At 44.2% G+C, this 17,107-nt stretch carries 16 protein-coding genes; 5 read left to right on the top strand and 11 right to left on the bottom strand.

Annotation, left to right across the window (positions count from 1 at the left end):
- Window positions 1–40 precede the first annotated feature (40 nt).
- Window positions 41–877, bottom strand: coding sequence for an IS3 family transposase (locus MKX75_RS21830; protein WP_339166789.1), 837 nt, complete (start codon window positions 875–877; stop codon window positions 41–43).
- The gene (locus MKX75_RS21825; protein WP_056699732.1) at window positions 865–1,191 is read right to left on the bottom strand and encodes a helix-turn-helix domain-containing protein; all 327 of its coding nucleotides are present in this window, start codon (window positions 1,189–1,191) and stop codon (window positions 865–867) included. The genes MKX75_RS21830 and MKX75_RS21825 overlap by 13 nt, the downstream gene beginning before the upstream one ends.
- Window positions 1,192–1,429: 238 nt before the next feature.
- On the opposite strand from MKX75_RS21825, the gene MKX75_RS21820 reads away from it, so the two are divergent.
- Window positions 1,430–2,593 carry an iron-containing alcohol dehydrogenase gene (locus tag MKX75_RS21820; protein ID WP_339166788.1) on the top strand — a complete coding sequence of 388 codons (1,164 nt, stop codon included), beginning with the start codon at window positions 1,430–1,432 and terminating at the stop codon, window positions 2,591–2,593.
- Window positions 2,594–2,717: 124 nt separating this feature from the next.
- On the opposite strand, the gene MKX75_RS21815 is transcribed toward MKX75_RS21820, so the two are convergent.
- Together MKX75_RS21815 and MKX75_RS21810 are read right to left on the bottom strand one after the other, a co-directional pair.
- Complete coding sequence (locus MKX75_RS21815; protein ID WP_076332823.1) at window positions 2,718–3,143, bottom strand: hypothetical protein; 426 nt, start codon at window positions 3,141–3,143, stop codon at window positions 2,718–2,720.
- A gap of 25 nt (window positions 3,144–3,168) precedes the next feature.
- On the bottom strand, window positions 3,169–3,585 hold the full coding sequence (locus MKX75_RS21810) for a hypothetical protein (RefSeq protein ID WP_076332824.1): 417 nt from the start codon (window positions 3,583–3,585) through the stop codon (window positions 3,169–3,171).
- Between the two features lie 258 nt (window positions 3,586–3,843).
- Here MKX75_RS21810 and MKX75_RS21805 point away from each other — a divergent pair, with 258 nt between their 5' ends.
- Entirely contained in the window at window positions 3,844–5,904 is a 2,061-nt protein-coding gene (locus MKX75_RS21805; protein ID WP_339166787.1) for a methyl-accepting chemotaxis protein, read from the top strand.
- 96 nt (window positions 5,905–6,000) lie between these two features.
- Here the strand turns inward: MKX75_RS21805 and MKX75_RS21800 are convergent, their stop codons facing one another.
- From MKX75_RS21800 to MKX75_RS21770, 7 genes are all read right to left on the bottom strand, one after another.
- Window positions 6,001–6,387: a Rid family hydrolase gene (locus tag MKX75_RS21800; protein WP_076332825.1), complete on the bottom strand. Its 387-nt coding sequence runs from the start codon at window positions 6,385–6,387 to the stop codon at window positions 6,001–6,003.
- A 19-nt stretch (window positions 6,388–6,406) separates the two neighbouring features.
- On the bottom strand, window positions 6,407–7,783 hold the full coding sequence (locus MKX75_RS21795) for an amidase (protein WP_339166786.1): 1,377 nt from the start codon (window positions 7,781–7,783) through the stop codon (window positions 6,407–6,409).
- A 193-nt stretch (window positions 7,784–7,976) separates the two neighbouring features.
- On the bottom strand, window positions 7,977–9,005 hold the full coding sequence (locus tag MKX75_RS21790; protein WP_339166785.1) for an ABC transporter substrate-binding protein: 1,029 nt from the start codon (window positions 9,003–9,005) through the stop codon (window positions 7,977–7,979).
- Window positions 9,006–9,039: 34 nt separating this feature from the next.
- Complete coding sequence (locus tag MKX75_RS21785) at window positions 9,040–9,906, bottom strand: ABC transporter permease (protein ID WP_076332829.1); 867 nt, start codon at window positions 9,904–9,906, stop codon at window positions 9,040–9,042.
- Entirely contained in the window at window positions 9,906–10,682 is a 777-nt protein-coding gene (locus MKX75_RS21780) for an ABC transporter ATP-binding protein (protein ID WP_036617567.1), read from the bottom strand. Before MKX75_RS21780 ends, MKX75_RS21785 begins: the two co-directional genes overlap by 1 nt.
- Window positions 10,683–10,912: 230 nt before the next feature.
- The gene (locus tag MKX75_RS21775; RefSeq protein WP_339166784.1) at window positions 10,913–12,592 is read right to left on the bottom strand and encodes a PucR family transcriptional regulator ligand-binding domain-containing protein; all 1,680 of its coding nucleotides are present in this window, start codon (window positions 12,590–12,592) and stop codon (window positions 10,913–10,915) included.
- A gap of 298 nt (window positions 12,593–12,890) precedes the next feature.
- Window positions 12,891–13,877, bottom strand: coding sequence for a hypothetical protein (locus tag MKX75_RS21770; protein ID WP_339166783.1), 987 nt, complete (start codon window positions 13,875–13,877; stop codon window positions 12,891–12,893).
- Window positions 13,878–14,608: 731 nt separating this feature from the next.
- On the opposite strand from MKX75_RS21770, the gene MKX75_RS21765 reads away from it, so the two are divergent.
- The 3 genes from MKX75_RS21765 to MKX75_RS21755 are packed head-to-tail and all read left to right on the top strand — an operon-like array spanning window position 14,609 to window position 17,044.
- Window positions 14,609–15,970: a nucleotide sugar dehydrogenase gene (locus tag MKX75_RS21765; protein ID WP_254847924.1), complete on the top strand. Its 1,362-nt coding sequence runs from the start codon at window positions 14,609–14,611 to the stop codon at window positions 15,968–15,970.
- 18 nt (window positions 15,971–15,988) lie between these two features.
- Window positions 15,989–16,567, top strand: a complete 579-nt coding sequence (gene cysC / locus MKX75_RS21760) for an adenylyl-sulfate kinase (RefSeq protein WP_339166782.1) — start codon at window positions 15,989–15,991, stop codon at window positions 16,565–16,567.
- Between the two features lie 15 nt (window positions 16,568–16,582).
- Window positions 16,583–17,044 carry an ATP-binding cassette domain-containing protein gene (locus tag MKX75_RS21755; RefSeq protein WP_076332833.1) on the top strand — a complete coding sequence of 154 codons (462 nt, stop codon included), beginning with the start codon at window positions 16,583–16,585 and terminating at the stop codon, window positions 17,042–17,044.
- Window positions 17,045–17,107: the final 63 nt, after the last annotated feature.

Genomic DNA, 17,107 nt, shown 5'->3' with positions numbered 1-17,107 from the left:
TGTGGTCAAGACCCCATTTAATAGACATTATAAAAAGACCCTAGGCTGCAAACTGGCGTCGGTACTCTACCGGCGTCAGTTTTTTTAGTTTCCGTTGTGGTCGTTTTCGGTTGTAAAAACGGATATACTTTTCGATTTTGCTTTGTGCTTCGGTAAGCGTTCCGATATGATAAGGATAGAGACCTTCCGTTTTGAGATGCGAGAAGAAACTCTCCATCGAGGCATTGTCATAACAATTTCCTCGGCGAGACATGCTGATTTGGGCGCCAACCTTTGGCAGCATGTCGTGGTAAGCATGAGACGTGTACTGGAATCCCTGGTCGCTGTGAACGACTAGTCCGGTCACGTCTTTCTGCTTCGCAAACGCCTTGCTGAATGTGCGGAGCACCAGTTCATTGTCGTTACGTTCGCCTATTTCGTAGGCCACAATTTCGTTATTAAACAGATCCTTTATGGCTGAAAGATATATCCAGCGTTCTCCCACACGATACTGGGTAATGTCCGTTACCCATTTCTGATTGGGTTTTTCTGCACTGAAATCTCGCTTCAAGCGGTTTTCTGCTACACGCTGCGCAGGTGCATACGAGCTGTTGGAGCGCCGTTTACGACGGATTCGAGATTGAATACCGAGCATTTGCATCAGGCGGAGTACCTTTTTGTGATTCATCCAAATCCCTTGATCTTGCCAAAGGAATAACTGGAGTTGCCGATAACCATATTTGCCTTCATAGCGATGATACGTTCGAAGTACCTGTTTCTTCGCCTTGGCATCGCGATTGAATCGTTTACGTTTTACATAGGCATAAAACCCACTCCGGGACACGCCAAACACATCGCAGAGTTTCCGGATATCACCGTATGCCGCTACTTTTTCCATGATCTGAAATCTCTTTTGTTTGCTTCCTCCTTCCAGATTACCAAGCACTTTTTTAGCAACGCATTCTCCCGTTTCAGTTTTTGCACATAGCGTTCTTGATCCAAGTATTCTTTCCGTCGACCTCGCTGATCCATCAGTCCAAACTCGCCTTGTTCCCGGTGTTTTCGCATCCAGCGCTTCATTCGTCCCGGGTCATGAATTCCCAAATGTTCATTGATCTTTCGGTAAGTCCAGCCCTCAACCGTATGCAGACGAATAGCCTCTTTTTTTATCTTCTCCGAATACGTTTTATACTTTTGTCCTTTAATCGCCATAAAAAAATGCACCCCCTAGAATTTCATCGGCTAAACCCAGGGGTTTTTCCAATGTCTATTCTAAGGGGTGCACTCCATTGCTGGCAGGAGCTTATTTTGTTCAGGAAAACATTGTTTAGCCATGATAGACGCCATACTCATCTGTTATCTCCTTCTTGCCTGTATTTGTTTTTGCGAATAAAGAGAACTATAATGATGGGTGCACAAAATTTCAGACTTCTTTGGAGGAACATACGTTATGAGATCTTTTCAGTTTTACAATCCGACCCGGCTGATTTTTGGCAAAGGGCAACTTCAAGCACTACAAACCGAAGTTCCAAAATACGGAAAGCGTATTTTACTTGTATATGGTGGTGGAAGCATCAAACGTAGCGGGCTGTACGATCAGGTAATCAGCCAGCTGAACGAAATCGGAGCAGAGGTGACGGAACTGGCTGGTGTAGAACCGAACCCTCGTCTGTCTACGGTTCATAAGGGCGTAGAACTATGCAGAACACATAACATTGATCTGGTTCTTGCGGTTGGGGGCGGCAGTGTACTTGACTGCGCTAAAGCCATCGCAGTAGGAGCCAAATACGATGGAGACATGTGGGATGTTGTTGTGCGCGAAGCAACCCCAGAAGGGGGACTTCCACTGGGTACAATTCTGACGATGGCAGCGACAGGTTCCGAGATGAACAACGGTTCAGTAATTACCAATCAGGACACACAGGAGAAATGGGCATGGTTCAGCGAGTATTCTTTCCCAGCGTTCTCCATTCTTGATCCAGTGAACACATACACGGTACCTCTGGATCAGACGGTATACGGCATGGTGGACATGATGTCTCATGTGTTTGAACATTATTTCCATCTGGATACGAATACACCGGTTCAGCTTGGATTCTGTGAGACGATTCTTCGTACCGTCATCGATACAGCCCCTCGCCTGATCAAAGATACGGAAAACTACGAACTGCGCGAGACCATCCTCTACTGTGGAACAATGGCGCTTAACGATGTCCTGAATATGGGTCTTGCCGGAGATTGGGCTTCTCACAATATAGAACATGCCGTATCGGCTGTGTATGACATTCCTCATGGGGGAGGTCTTGCAATCCTCTTCCCACACTGGATGAAGCATAATCTGGATGTGGATGTAGATCGATTCAAACGTATGGCTGTTAATGTATTTGATATTAATCCTACTGGAAAGTCGGATAAACAAGTTGCTGAAGAAGGCATTGAAGCGCTGCGTACATTCTGGACTTCAATTGGTGCCCCTAGCCGTCTGGCGGACTATGACATTGACGATAGCCAGATTGATGTGATGGCTGATAAAGCGATGCGATTTGGTCCGTTCGGATTCTTCAACAAATTGCAACGTGAAGATGTAGTGCAAATCTATCAAGCCGCACTGTAAGTGTAAATTTCACATTCACTATGTATAGTGAGTCCACTAAACAAGGGCCTTCCTGCAATACTGAGGAGCGTCCTTGTTTTTATTATGACATCATATCTTGTGCGCTCAACATCTCCTTCTTGAATTAATCCTTCGCTTCAACTACTGTCTCATTAACACGGGGATCCTTTCGTTTCAGATACAACTTGCTTGGACGGTGCAAGAGCACGATGAGCAGGGCGAAGATATGAACCAGGGTGAACAGGTTACTCTCATTCGGAATGGCAACGAATAGGGCCAGACTAAGAAACGTCACCGTGAGCTTGAACTTTCTCTTGGTGATGAATATAACGGCGAGCAGGCTGGGACCGATGATAAACAACATTCTGGCTATAATTACGCCAGAGGCGTAAGCCAGATCATTTCCTTTGTATGAGAAGGCGAGATAGGCCTCCATGTTTTGGTTGAAGTCAATGAGGAACGCGATAAAGGACACAATCACGTAGATCAGTTTTACACTCAACAAAATGCGTACGACATTTAGTAACGTGGGTAATGCTGTTTTTACCATACCACTTCTCCTATTCTCTTCGAACCTATAACCGCAGATTCTTCTGGTTGTATTCTTCCCGAGAGCTTTCCTGCTTTAGATACATCTTGCTGGGCTTGTGGAGTAACAGGGTAAGCAACATGAAGATGTGCAGCAAGACGAGAAAATTCTGAAAGAACACAACGCCGAAAAATAAGGCCAGGCTCATAAACGTAATCGTTAGCTTATAGCTTCGTCTGGAGATAAATACGATGGTCAGAATCGGGGGAACCAGAACCAAGAGGACTCGGAGCCCGATACTTGTAAAATAGGCGATCTGATCCGATAGCGGAAACGCGGAGTAATCCGCACTATTACGGAATAGATCTGCAATAAGGAATGTCATGGAAATCCCAATGAAGATGGATTGTACCCCTAACAGGGCACGGATGACATTTAATAAAGTGGGCATTTTCGTATTCAATAAGTCGTCCCTCTTCCTGCACGATATGTATTTCATACATTATACGATGTTGATGTCATATTTTGTATTAACCCAAAGTCTACATTTTCCAATCGTCAACAGCGGCCTTGGACCTACAATCATCCACTTCCAAAGGATAAGAAAAATATTTTTGTAAGCGTTTTAGTGCTGGATGATTATTTGATAACGACCGATATAAAGTTAACCCATATTAAAAAATGGACCCAACAAGAATGAGGATGGATGGTGAATGTATTCATGTTATTTACAAAGGCGAGGCAACGCTTGACCAACATGTCTTTTCGCTTCAAATTGCCACTGATGATCGGTCAACTGGTGTGCGTCGTACTAGCCGTGACGGCAGTGCTATGCTACAAAGTGGCAGAGGACATTACATTGGACAAAAGCAGAGATGAGATCCAGTCGACCTCTGACCGGATTGGTGCAGGACTATTTACCTCACTCAGTCTGGAAGAGCAGTCTACGTTTCTGATCACAACACATCGGACATTCCAAGATTTGCTGGAGATTCGGAATGCAGCGGAGGGCGAAGATAACGAAGCATTTTTCGAGGAAAACAGTGAACTTGTTAATAAAGCCAATGGGATATTGGCAGATAGCTTAGCTGGCATGGAGGGCAACAGTGTTCTGATTCTGGTGGATCGCAATGGAACCGTAGTTGCGGCGAACGACCCGGAGTCACTTGGAGGTGAACGGGCAGACCGTGCCTATTTCCAGGAAGCCATCAAGGGACGTAACGTCATTAGCGAAGGCATCATTTCCAAGACGTTGGGCACATTGGGTACGGTGTTTGCATCCCCAATCTACAATGAGGACAAGCAAGTAGAAGGGGTACTTGTCTCTACTGCCTCTACATCATTCTTCGTGAATCAGTTGCAGAACGTCAAGATTAACGAAGAGGGTAAAGTCATTATTTTGGACCGAATCGGAACGGTCATGTATCATTCGGCAGACGAGAGTCTGGCAGGAAAACCGCTGGAATCGGGGGAGTACCAGTCTCTGATTGATCTGGCTCCAAGTGATACATTGCAACAGGGCGAAGTGAGTACGGACGAGAAAGTGGTATTCTACTCGAAGATTCCGCGTTCCGACTGGACCGTGATCGTCGAGGATACATATACAGATGTACGGAAGCCGCTGGTAGGTATGGCGAAGCAAATGTACATTGTTTTGTTCAGTGCCATTGCTGTGTCTATCATCGCAGGTATCCTGATCTCGCAGCTGGTGACCAGACCGATTAGCCGAATAACGCTGTTGTTCAAACAGTTGGCCGGAGGAGATCTGACTGTGCAGGCAGAAGGCAAGTATACCGGTGAATTCAAAGAACTGGCAGACAGCTTCAACACGATGGCCGAGGGGAACAAACAACTAATCTCCAGCATGAACCGTTCCATCGGGGTCCTGAATACAAGCACTACCGAGCTGGACCAGTCTGCACAGCAGACGTCGGCTTCGATAACCGATACAACAGCGACAGCCCTTGAAATTTCACGGGCGATGGAATCACAGGCGAACGACACGGAATCCATCGTGGATAAATTCATGAATGTTGGGAACAAGATTGAGAACGTGAATGAGATGTCACAGTCCGTTATGATTAAGGCGGATGAGATCACGGACGCATTTAAAAATAATCATGAGGTCATCGATGCCCTTATTGCGGTGAACGGGCAGAATGAGGCGGAAGTGAGCAACATCTCACAAATTACGGTTCAGCTCGCCGAGAGTTCTTCCGGTATTCATCAGATTACGGGCACGATTGCCGAGATTGCGAATCAGACCAAGTTGCTGGCATTGAATGCTTCCATCGAGGCGGCAAGAGCTGGAGATCAGGGGCGTGGCTTCGCAGTCGTTGCTTCCGAGATTCGCAAGCTGGCTGAGCAGACAACGGCGCAATCAGAGGACATCAATCGTATTGTGACGCAGACGATAGCACATGTGGAGCAGAATAACCGCAGTGTACATGCCATTGAGGCGATTGCGGAGCAGCATAAGAGCAGTGTGAGCCAGACCAAGGAAACCTTTAATTTTGTCACCCAAAATATGCAGGACATGATGAATCAGGTACAGGCGATCGCTTCCGAGATCGAGTCCATTGAGCGCGATAAGGATGATGTGCTTGGAGCTGCACAGAATCTGTCGGCTTCAGGAGAAGAGGTCTCGGCATCCATTGAGGAAGTTACGGCAACGATGCAAGAGCAATCAGGCATGACTGGACATCTGGCAGAGCTGGTGCAGACCATTAATGGACTCACCAAACAACTTGCAGAAGAATCATCCCGCTTCAAAACAAAATAGGAATACGAAAGAAACCCGTCTCTCAAAAGAGAACCGGGTTTCTCAACAAAGTGAGCACCTGTACCCATCTAAGGGTACAGGTGTATTTGTGATGCGCTACTCTCCCCGAACGGATGGTGCATACGCCAACACTTCCATCTCAATTAAATAAGGGCCTAACCCGCTGAATACGGTAATACGAGCAGGATATGGCTGTTTAATCATTCGCGCATATACTTCATTGTATTCGGACTGATCCTCGACTCGGGCCAGATGAGTGGTTGCCTTCACAATATGATCGAGTGTAAGTCCGGCTTCTTGCAGGATCACCTCAATATTACGAATGCACTGCTCAGTCTGCTCCTTAATGCCACCGATGGGCTCAAGCGTCTGTGGATCGACACCTACTTGACCTGCGACGTAGACCAAATCTCCTGCGCGGACAGCATGAGAGAAAGGAAGCGGGAACTTGGGTGCTGCACTTGCATGTATGATGGTAGACATCGTAGCTGTCATTCCTTTCCTAATGAGTGTGTATGATTGTTGTTAGCTGATGCCAGTTCGTAGACTGCTGATAATGATGAGCAATGGACAACAGGCGGTCTTCTCTCATGAGTGGACCCGCCAGCTGCATGCCGATAGGTAACTGTTTCCCTGAGGTCGTATCGAACCCGATGGGGACGGTGATGGACGGTAGACCCGTATTGGTGAACGGTCCGTTGAAAATAGGGCTCCCCGTCTTGTAGCCATATGGGGCCACATACGGTGTTGATGGAGTTAATAACACATCTACTTCATCAAAAAGCATCATCATTTCGCTCCGGAATATCGTTCGGATTCGCTGTGCCTGCAAATAGTCAACAGCACTCGTCTGGTAGCCGAGTTCAAGCTGTTCTCGCATCGTATGTCCGTAACGATCAGAAGCTTCAGCGAATCGTTCCTGGTGGAAGGCCGCAGCTTCTGCCCGCATAACCGTACGATGAGCAGCAATGGTCTCTTCCATATAAGAAGGCAGGTCAACTTTTTTCCATTGTATGCCCAGCTTCTCAAGCACAGCGATTGCCGACTCTACGGCTAACAAGATTGCCGGTTCATCCGTCTGGAAGAAGTTGCTCGGCAGACCGATCACCATTCCTGAAATAGGATGCTCAAGAGCACTTGTTAAGTCTGGCTTGCCATAAGGAAGCGTGAAGGAGTCCAGCTCATCTTGCCCGGCCATCGCTTCCAGAACGATCGCGTTATCTTGGGCCGATCGAGTGAAGGCGCCAATGTGATCCAGGCTCCAGCTGGCTGTGATGACACCATTACGGCTAACCCTGCCGTAAGTGGGCTTCATACAGGTTAATCCGTTGTATGCTGCGGGTCTAAGCAGAGATCCGAAAGTCTGTGTTCCGAGTGAGAAGGAGGCCATGCCAGCCGCTACTGCAGCGACGGAACCTGAACTGGAACCGCCCGGCGTATGTTCTAGATTCCACGGGTTGCGGGTAGGTGGTTCTCCTCCTTGGAAGGCATATTCCGTCGTTGTTGTCTTGCCGAGCAGGATAGCGCCTGCAGCTTGCAACTTATTAATTACAGTAGCATTTGTTTCGGGTACGAAGTCAGGATAGGTACTTGATCCGGCCGATGTGCGTATGCCAGCGGTATGGATAATATCTTTGGCTCCATAGGGAATGCCATGCAGAGGACCGAGATACTCGCCATTCATCAGCTTGCGCTCAGACTCTTTTGCAGCCTGCAAGGCTTGCTCAGCGGTGACTGTAACGAAGGCTTGCACAGCAGGTTCTACTTTCTCAATGCGATTCAAATAGGATTTCGTAAGCTCGACAGGAGATATGGTCTTGTTTTTAATCAGTGTTGCGGCTTCAGCAATCGTTAGCTCGTTCAGTGGTTTCGTAATCATCGCAGAGGCTCCCTCCTATGCGGTGAATTGGGTCCAACTTCTTCTGGCAATTTGAAGCCTCGAATCAGCTTCAAGTCGGCTGTAAATAGGGCAAGCTCCTCGCTGGTAATAACTCCGTTTGCATATTTGGCGCTTTCTGTACGGCGGTGTGTGAGATAGTCGTCTTGGTTCAGAGTAATCACCCTTTCTCTCTCTATTTGGTGAAGCTTGAATCGATAATCTCCTCGTAAGCGAGGTCCTCCTTCAAATTGCCGATGAAGCGCTGCATATCGATTGCGGTCTCGAAGGCGGATTCGTTGATGAGCCCCTCAGCAGGGTATACCTTGCTGTCGATCATGCGTTGTACCGCTTGCTCCACGACGTTTTTGTCCAGATTCGGGAATTCCTTCACGGCAACTGCTTTTGCGCCTTCAGGATTTGATTGAATGTAGTCCAGGGCCTGCTCAATAGAGGTGACAAAGCGCTGGGTGAGATCAGGATTCTTCTCAATGAAGCTTGCGGTTGTATTCATCGTTGCAAAGGCAAAGTCAGGGTAATCCTTGGTGAAATCATGGACAATATGAAGTCCCTCTGCAATGCCTTGATCCAGCTGCGGCTCGTAAACGATAGCAATATCGGCTTTGCCGGCTAATACAGCACCTAGCTCGGAGCCATTCTGAACCTCGGTGATCGTCACATCCTTGTCGAAATCGATGTTGTTGTCTGCGAATAACTTCCGGAGTAAGCTGTTCGAACTTGTAGGTGCCAAGCCCACAACGATAGTTTTGCCTTTGAAATCCGCTGTTGAGTTCACGGTTACTTCTTCTCGCGCAACCGCCCATACTGGAGCACTACCCGATAAAAGGACCAGTGAGCGAGCATCTCCGCCCTTCGCATTAGCGAATGCGACATGCTCAGGACCGTGGAAGGAGAAAGCAGACTCGCCTGAGATCACCGAAGACAATGCTGTTGGTCCGCTTCCGGCAGCGCGAATGGAGGTTAGCTCAATGCGATTCTCCTCTAGGAATCCTTGGTTATTCGCTACATACAGCGGAAGGTAGAGCAGGTTGTGATACACCTCGGACACCATAATTTTGTCCACCTGCGCATTTGCTTGCCCCCCGCTATTAGATGCACCTGCACCACTCGCAGGTGTTGTGGCATTGCTGCCGCATGCACTGAGCAGTGTAGTCAACATAACCGTCATCGTTGCTAGAAAAGCTATCTTTTTGAATGTAAGCATTAGTCATCAGTCCCCTTTAATCGTTGTAGGTCAGCTATACAGATGTGGATTTGCTGCTGGTCTTGTTGTCATTCCATGGAAGGAGACGGGATTCGATATAACCGACACAGGTGTAGAGGAGCATGGCGACCAGCATAAGCATGAACACGCCGACCCATACCGCCGGAAGGTTGAACAGGTTACCTTCGACGAATACCATGTGTCCGAGCCCTTTGTCAGAAGAGATGAATTCTCCACCTACGACAGACACCAATGCCAAACCGATATTGATCCGGAAGGCCGAGATGATCCATGGCAGGGAGGAAGGAACGATAATTTTGCGGAAAATTTGTGATTTCTTCGCACCGAAGGATTTCATCAGATTAATCTGAGATTCGTCGATCTGATGCGTCGCTTGGTAGGCGGATAACAGCGCTACGATAAATGTTGCTACGGAGGCCAGAGCAATCTTGGAGAAGATGCCTGAACCGAACCAGATGATAATCATCGGAGCGAGGGCAATCTTCGGGATGCCGTTCATGGCTACAATGAATGGATCGAGCACACGGGCAACGGACTTGGAATACCACATGAGCAGTCCTGCCAATGAGCCGATTAAGCTTCCGGCTACGAAGCCGATAACGGTGGCATTCACCGTTGCAAACGCGTCTGTAAGCAGTTGCCCTGAGCTGGCCATCGTGATGGCGGCATCGATAATGGCGCTTGGTGATCCCATGAGGAATCCATTAACGAGCTTCAATCGAACGGCGGATTCCCAGATCACCAGGATGACCGCAACAATAATGAACCGCCACAGCATCGTCATCAGCCATTCTTTGGAGAAGGTAGATTGTCTGCGTTTACTCTTCGCAACTCCAGCAGGCTTTCCGGCAAGGGTAATTTCAGGTGATGTGCTCTTCATTAGCTGATCCTCCCCATCTGGATATCAAGCTCTGACCAGATTGATTCAAAATACTGCTTGAACTTCTGGTCGGAGCGGGCTTTCAATGCTGAGCCATACTGCGAAGCGAGACCGATATCGTAGACCTGTTTTACGGTCGTTGGTCTTTTGCTCATAACGGCAATACGGTCGGAGATGGCGATGGCTTCCTCAATGTCATGTGTAATAAGCACGCCTGTCTTGCCCTCGGATTTTAGGATAGACAAGATTTCATCTTCCAGAATGAGTCTGGTCTGATAATCAAGTGCGGAGAAGGGTTCGTCCAGTAATATAATATCGGGCTGGGTAACGAGGGTACGAATGAGGGCTACACGTTGGCGCATACCGCCTGATAGGGTGGAGGGATAGGCTTCTGCGAATGAAGCCAGGCCATAACGATCCAGATAATCCATGGCAATATCGCCGCGATCCTTTTTGGACATGCCCTTCACTTCCAAGCCTAGCGTGACATTGTCCAGGATGCTTCTCCAAGGAAGTAACAGGTCCTTCTGCATCATATAACCGACATGCCCGGTAGTCTGATCGATCTCTTCGCCACAGACGATAACCTTGCCATTTGTTGGCTTAAGCAGACCTGCGATAATGTTGAAAATCGTACTTTTGCCACAACCGCTCGGTCCCACGATACTGAAGAACTCCTGCTTCTTGATTTGCATCGAAACCTCAGCGAGTACCTGAATATCTTCTCCGGTTGCACTGACAAATGATTTGGATACGCCTTGTATCTGTATAGCCATGATAGGTAGCCCCTTTCCTACAGCCTGATGTTTTTTCGTTTCTTGATGTGATTTGATGTTAATTAACATGACATTAATGAATATATTTCTAATCATATAGACTGTTTGCATAATTGTCATTAGTCACTCTGAACATAAAAATAGAATTAAATCAGTTAAAATGCACAAATGAAGATTGAATATGAAAAGAAAATAAAAGAACGTGTCATTATACATGACACGTTCTCGGTTTAAGACGTATGATTAGCATCGCTAGGGGCTGGATTAACATTCAGAAGGGACTCAAGTGCGAAGGCGAGTCGGAAGCGCAGGCTCTCCATTGGGTCCTTGATGTTCCTGCCGGTCAGTTTCTCGCATTTTTCCAGCCTATAGATCACTGTATTGCGATGTACGAACAGCTCTTTGGCTGTATCGACGATCTGGCAATGATTCTCATAGAAAGAGGACAAGGTTTTCATAAGCTCGTTGCGCTCGTTTGGATCTCGGTCGTTGAAGGGCTTAAAGGTTTCTTGATGGAATTGCAGCATCTCATCGTGGGGAATCATGCGCAGCAGACGGCTTATATCCATGGTTTGATAGGAATGAGCGAAGCGGGTCTTTCGCATCTGATAGCCGGATTGGAGGGCCTTGACTGCTTCCTTATAGGAGAGTCCGATATCCAACACATTGGTGTAGGAATTACCTATGCCGAAGGATAGGCTGAGCTGCGACTCTGAATACAGATTGCTCGCCATCCGCTCAAGCTGTTGAACAACGGTATGTTCGTCCCAAGACGATTCGGCCAAAAAGACGAGTATGCCGAACTGGTCATTCTTTGTGAACATGACGAAGGAGAGATCCAATTTGGCGAACTCCTGCTTAATCAGCTCGTAATTAGCGTCTCGTTCCGAGATGAACCGCTCTTCCCCGGAGGAAGTAGAGTTCTGCTTAAATATGCCCGCTAAGGATTCATCCATCTTGGCGATGATGAGAACGGAGTTCCCTTTTGCTTGTAGCCCATATTTCTTGCCGCGGTGCAGCGCTTCTTGTTCCGAACGAATGAAGCCCTGAATGAGATCGGAGAAATATTCATTTTTGTAACGGCGGGAACGCTCCTTGACCGCTTGTTTCTTGGTTAACTCCAGACCGATCACATTGACCGCTTGCTCCAGTGCCAGAGTGGAGAGCTTAGAGGTTGTAGAACTATCGTATAGTGCGATCAAGTAGCCCTCGTGCCGATCCGTGAAGATGGGATGAAGCTCGGCATGTCGATATTTATCAGCAGTAAGCAGACAGATCGAGATTGTGGCATGGAAGGAAGGGTGCTCATCTATAAAAGTCAGTAAGGGCGAGGCGAGAGACTGGTCATCCATCTGTTGTGCATAATGGGAGCTTGCCGTAATCTGTTTCTTAGAGCCAAGCAGAAGTACAGGTGAAGATAGCAACTGAGACAACGTATCTACGATGGATGGTATGCCTTTTCCCTGCATCACCATCGTGGAAAATTGCTTGTGAATAGACAGGGCGTAGTGAAGCTCATGGGTTTTGTTCTGAAGGATGGCACTGATCGAATGTTGAAATATTTCACCGAGTGTATTGTCTATCTCGGACAGTTCGATGATCGGGAAGCCCAACCTGTCGGCTGTCTCAAGCAGCTGCGGAGATAATTCAAGAGAGAAACGCTGTGTCTTGACAGCAAGCGCCGCACAACCAATTGCATGCATGTCTGTAATAAATCCAAGATGAGCATCGGGGCGGTCTTTCAGGATATAACCGTTCGTCAGCAGCATATCCCCTGGCTTCAGGAATTGTACAATATCTGGCGCGTCCATAATGTTAATCGATTGTACCAAACGATCTAGTCCGCGATGTCCGGCAATAACCTTTGCTTTGGAGAGAATGGGGATAGTCAATAACTGTTGCAGATCCATCTTCAACCCACTCGCTTTCATAATAATATGTTATAAAATCTAACATTAAGTGAGGTGGGCGTAAAGAAGAGTTTGGATAAAGAGGTTAAAAGATATCGGATTTTTAAGCAGATAGTACAAAATGCTGAGGTGCGAAGATGTGTATCTATTAAATTGCGTGAAATAAAGTTACATATGATAAGGATGATCAACAGCTGCCTGGTTTAGGTGATCAGCGACTGCTGCCGATGTATGGCAAGGAAGTATCCCCTCATAAGAGGTGGGTAAAAATTTAAAAGTATACATTACTATCCATAAATCATTGTATTTCACAAAGTATATTGTATATAACTTCTTTTTCCTTGTTAATATTGCTTTTAAAGATTTCGATAATTTGTTGGCGTAAAGTATTTTTGTTAGTTATGTTGTACTTGATAACTAAATTTCTTAACATCAAGTAGCTCGATTCTAACTCTTTGTAGTTATTGATTAACTCTAACCCATTAGGGATTAATGAAGATTGGTACATATACTCTAACCGTAGGATCATCATTTTTTTGTGTTCCCAAAATAGATGGAATGCTCTTTTATCGAAACGAAAACTACATTGATCGTAGTTAACGGCAGCTTCTATAGTTAGATTTAAAGCACCTATTCCAAATGTCGATTCTTCTTTAAATGACATATCAATTGTAGGTTTGGAGTATACGTAATTTTCTAATGTTAAGGCTATTTGCTGTAAATTAAATTTGTACTCATGCTCTTCTTTTATGCTCAATAAATGGACGTTCTGAAAGAATTCGTTGTCCGAGTTCAAAGCATTATAGCCTTCATCTAATTCGCTAAACGTGCATTCGGTATGGATATATTTTCCTTCTTGTATGTTGTCCGCTACATGAAAGGTACTCTTCTCTAGATCATACCCGAAAATAAATATTTCATGCCAATTGTGATTTTTTTGATAGGCTTTTGAAGCCGGTATATAGTAGCGATCAACATATAGATACACATAACGCGATTCGTTAATTGCATCAATAATGAATTCATGTAAAGAGGTCCATTTATTCTTTATAATTGTTCCAGGAATCACATGATGATTGATCCATGGACAATTATCGAAAATATGATGATGGTTGTCAAAAAAATAAGTATTCCAATCATGTACGTAACGAATTTGGATAAAGTTATTATATAACCAAGGTGAGATATTAGTATTATCTCTGCTAATAATGGATAGCACACTAGCATATGTATTGAAAGTATTTAGCAATGGATTATCATTCATGAATAACTTTTTTGAAGACATGTTACCCGCTCCTTTGTATCTAATAAAAGAATTCCTGTTTGACAAAAGAATTAAAATTAAAGTTGCGAATTGGCGAATAGATCTGTAAGTGACATTCCTGATCTGCTCTTCTTTTTTGAATTCAGTATGGGGATTACATAACATAGAATGCTTTAAAACCTACTAATTTAACAGTTTTGAACATGTAGTTGCTCCATTTCGTAATCAAAAAATTAGACTTTATTCTGGTTGAGTACGTTTTAATATGGGTGATGCTATCATTGTAAATTACGTTAAATTACATAATAACCTCATTCTCAATTTAGTCAATATTTTGAAGTGAATTGGAAGAAATCATCTTTTTGTTGATTAAATATATTAAATGTTTCTTGTAACATGTTCGTATCAAACGCTTTTTTGTGAAGTATCAGTAAAATTAATCACAAGATTTTTTTCTTTTCTACAAATTTCCCCTTACTTCGACATAAGAGATGCTATATGCTACATCATGTAATCGCCTTCATGACTTAACATAACAGAGAATATTTGTGATATTTTTTGTGGTAATGATAATGTATTTAACTTAGTAAGAAGCCCACTATTTTGTAAGCGTTTTTTTTGGTATTAATGTATCGAGATGTTAATCTATCAAATTCACAAATCTAGTATGAATGTAGTTTAACGTGCTAATTTTGAATGTGTTTTTTTGTATTGATACTTTACTGCATTAACGGAGAGGGGCGTCACAGGGGTTGAGAGATTATACAGCACAAGCTTTATTGGAGGATATGAATTCGATTGCATATGAACTATCCACCAAAATCGAAAAAAAAAGCGCGAATGTAGCAATAATTGGAATTGGCTACATTGGGCTCACACTTGCTGTGCAACTTTCTAAGGCTGGATTCACTGTATGGGGTCTAGAAGATGACCAGAAAAGAATTGAAATGATCCAATTAGGAATTAGTTATATTGAAGACGTATCCACTGATGAACTTTCTAGTTTAGTTAGAGAAAAGAGAATCATTGGAACTTCTGATTTTCAAGTTTTAAAAGATGCGGACATCGTAATTATCTGTGTCCCGACACCATTATCAATTAATAAAGAACCCGATATTTCAATTATTAGAAGTGTAACGGAGAAGATTGCTGGTTTCCTACATTCTGGACAGTTAATTATATTGGAAAGCACTACATATCCGGGGACAACGGACGAGGTGATTTTGCCTTGCTTGGAAAAAACGGGCTTTCGTGTAGGGGTTGATTTTTTCTTAGCACACTCGCCAGAACGAGTTGATTTTGGAAATATTAATTATACTCGTTCGAATGTCCCTAAAGTTGTTGGTGGAAGCACATCAGTTTGCACGAAAATAGCACAAGCATTTTTTGAATCAGTGGCAATAGTTGTTCCAGTATCATCTGCACTTGTTGCAGAAATGGTAAAGGTATATGAGAACACTTACAGGATGGTCAACATTGGCTTGGTGAATGAAATTACTTTGCTATGTGATCGAATGGGTATCAATGTTTGGGAAATGCTCGAAGCTGCATTCACTAAACCTTATGGATTGCAAGAGTTCTATCCTGGTCCAGGGATAGGAGGTCACTGTATTCCCATAGATCCTCACTATTTAGCGTGGAAGGCCAAGGAATACGATTTTCCGGTGAAATTTGTAGAACTAGCTAGCGATGTGAATTCAAGAATGCCTTATTTCGTTATCGATAAGACGATTAAAGCCTTAAATAATAGGGGAAAGCCGTTACGTGATGCTCGTGTATTAGTTCTTGGAGTGGCGTACAAAAAAAATATTGCAGATTACCGAGAGTCTTCTTCACTAAAAATAATAGAATTGCTCTATAGTGGAGGAGCCTCAGTGATATATCATGACCCAAACATAGCAAGTGTTCAATTCGATTACAGGTCTGGTCTAAACAAGCTTTATTCTGTTGAATTGAACGAAAACGTTTTGGAAAATTTAGATGCAGTTGTCATTGTTACAGATCATAGTTTTATAGACTATGACAACGTTGTTAAATATGCCCCGATAATCATAGATACTCGAAATGCAACGAAAAATGTAATGGAGAATAGGGAGAAAATTATACTTCTTTAATTATTGGAGGGATATTAAATGTCACAACGCGGGGTGACAGTATGGTTTACCGGTCTTTCCGGTGCAGGAAAAACTACGATAGCTTCATATGTTACTGGGATACTTCAAGATCGAGGGATTGCAGTTGAAACACTGGATGGAGACGTTGTTCGTAGTTCGTTATGCAAAGACCTAGGGTTCTCCAAAGAGGATAGAATCAAAAATATTGAGCGAATCTCATTTGTCGCTAAACTATTAACTAAAAATCAAATTGTTACGTTAGCTTTATTTATTTCTCCATATAAGAACATGAGAGAAATGGCACGTCAAGAGATTGGGGAATTTATCGAAGTTTTCGTCGATGCACCACTCTCTGAGTTAGTTAAACGGGATGTTAAAGGTCTTTATAAAAAGGCAATTGCAGGTGAAATTGAATCTTTTACTGGAGTTAATGATCCTTATGAGCGTCCAAATAATGCTGATTTGGTACTAAGAACAGATTTAGAAACAGTTGAGAAATGTGCCATGAAAGTCGTGGCATTATTGGAACAACGTCATTATATAACTTTTCAAGATGTTCATACAGAAGCAAAACATAGTACCAGTTTATCATCCTAAATTGGAGGGATATCAGTGTTGCTTGCGAGAGATATCGTAGTTTCATACGGCAAGAAAGGTGGAGAAGTGGTTGTACTGAGAGCTCTAAACCTTAATGTTTCAGCAGGCAAGGTAATAGGAATTGAAGGTGATTCTAAATCCGGTAAATCAACTCTTGCGTCTGTATTAGTAGGAGATCTACAACCGAAGTATGGAGAGGTACAGAAAGGTGAATTTAAAAGCATATTAATAAACGGTTCTAAACGTCATTCCAATATTTCTCCACTGTTGATGGCCCTGGAGCAGAAAAATTTTGGTTTGCTCATCATTGACGATGCAGAGACTTCTATTAATAGTGAAAATATATCATTGGTTCTCAATAAAGGGCGATCTGCAAATCGAACAACAATTCTACTCTCATCCAATTTGGAGGGATATAAAGACTGCCTTGATACTACTTTTCGGCTTGAGAGTGGACGGTTAGTTCTTAAGAAATGAGCATTAGTTAATGGGGGAGTTGGTTTCATATTTTTGATCCAAGCATTGGTTCAGCGCCTGGTT

Origin of the sequence: Paenibacillus sp. FSL R5-0341 (assembly GCF_037975235.1) — a bacterium.
Lineage (GTDB): Bacteria > Bacillota > Bacilli > Paenibacillales > Paenibacillaceae > Paenibacillus > Paenibacillus amylolyticus_A.
Note: the sequence above shows the minus strand (reverse complement) of the source record. Positions and strands in the feature narration are given on the sequence as shown.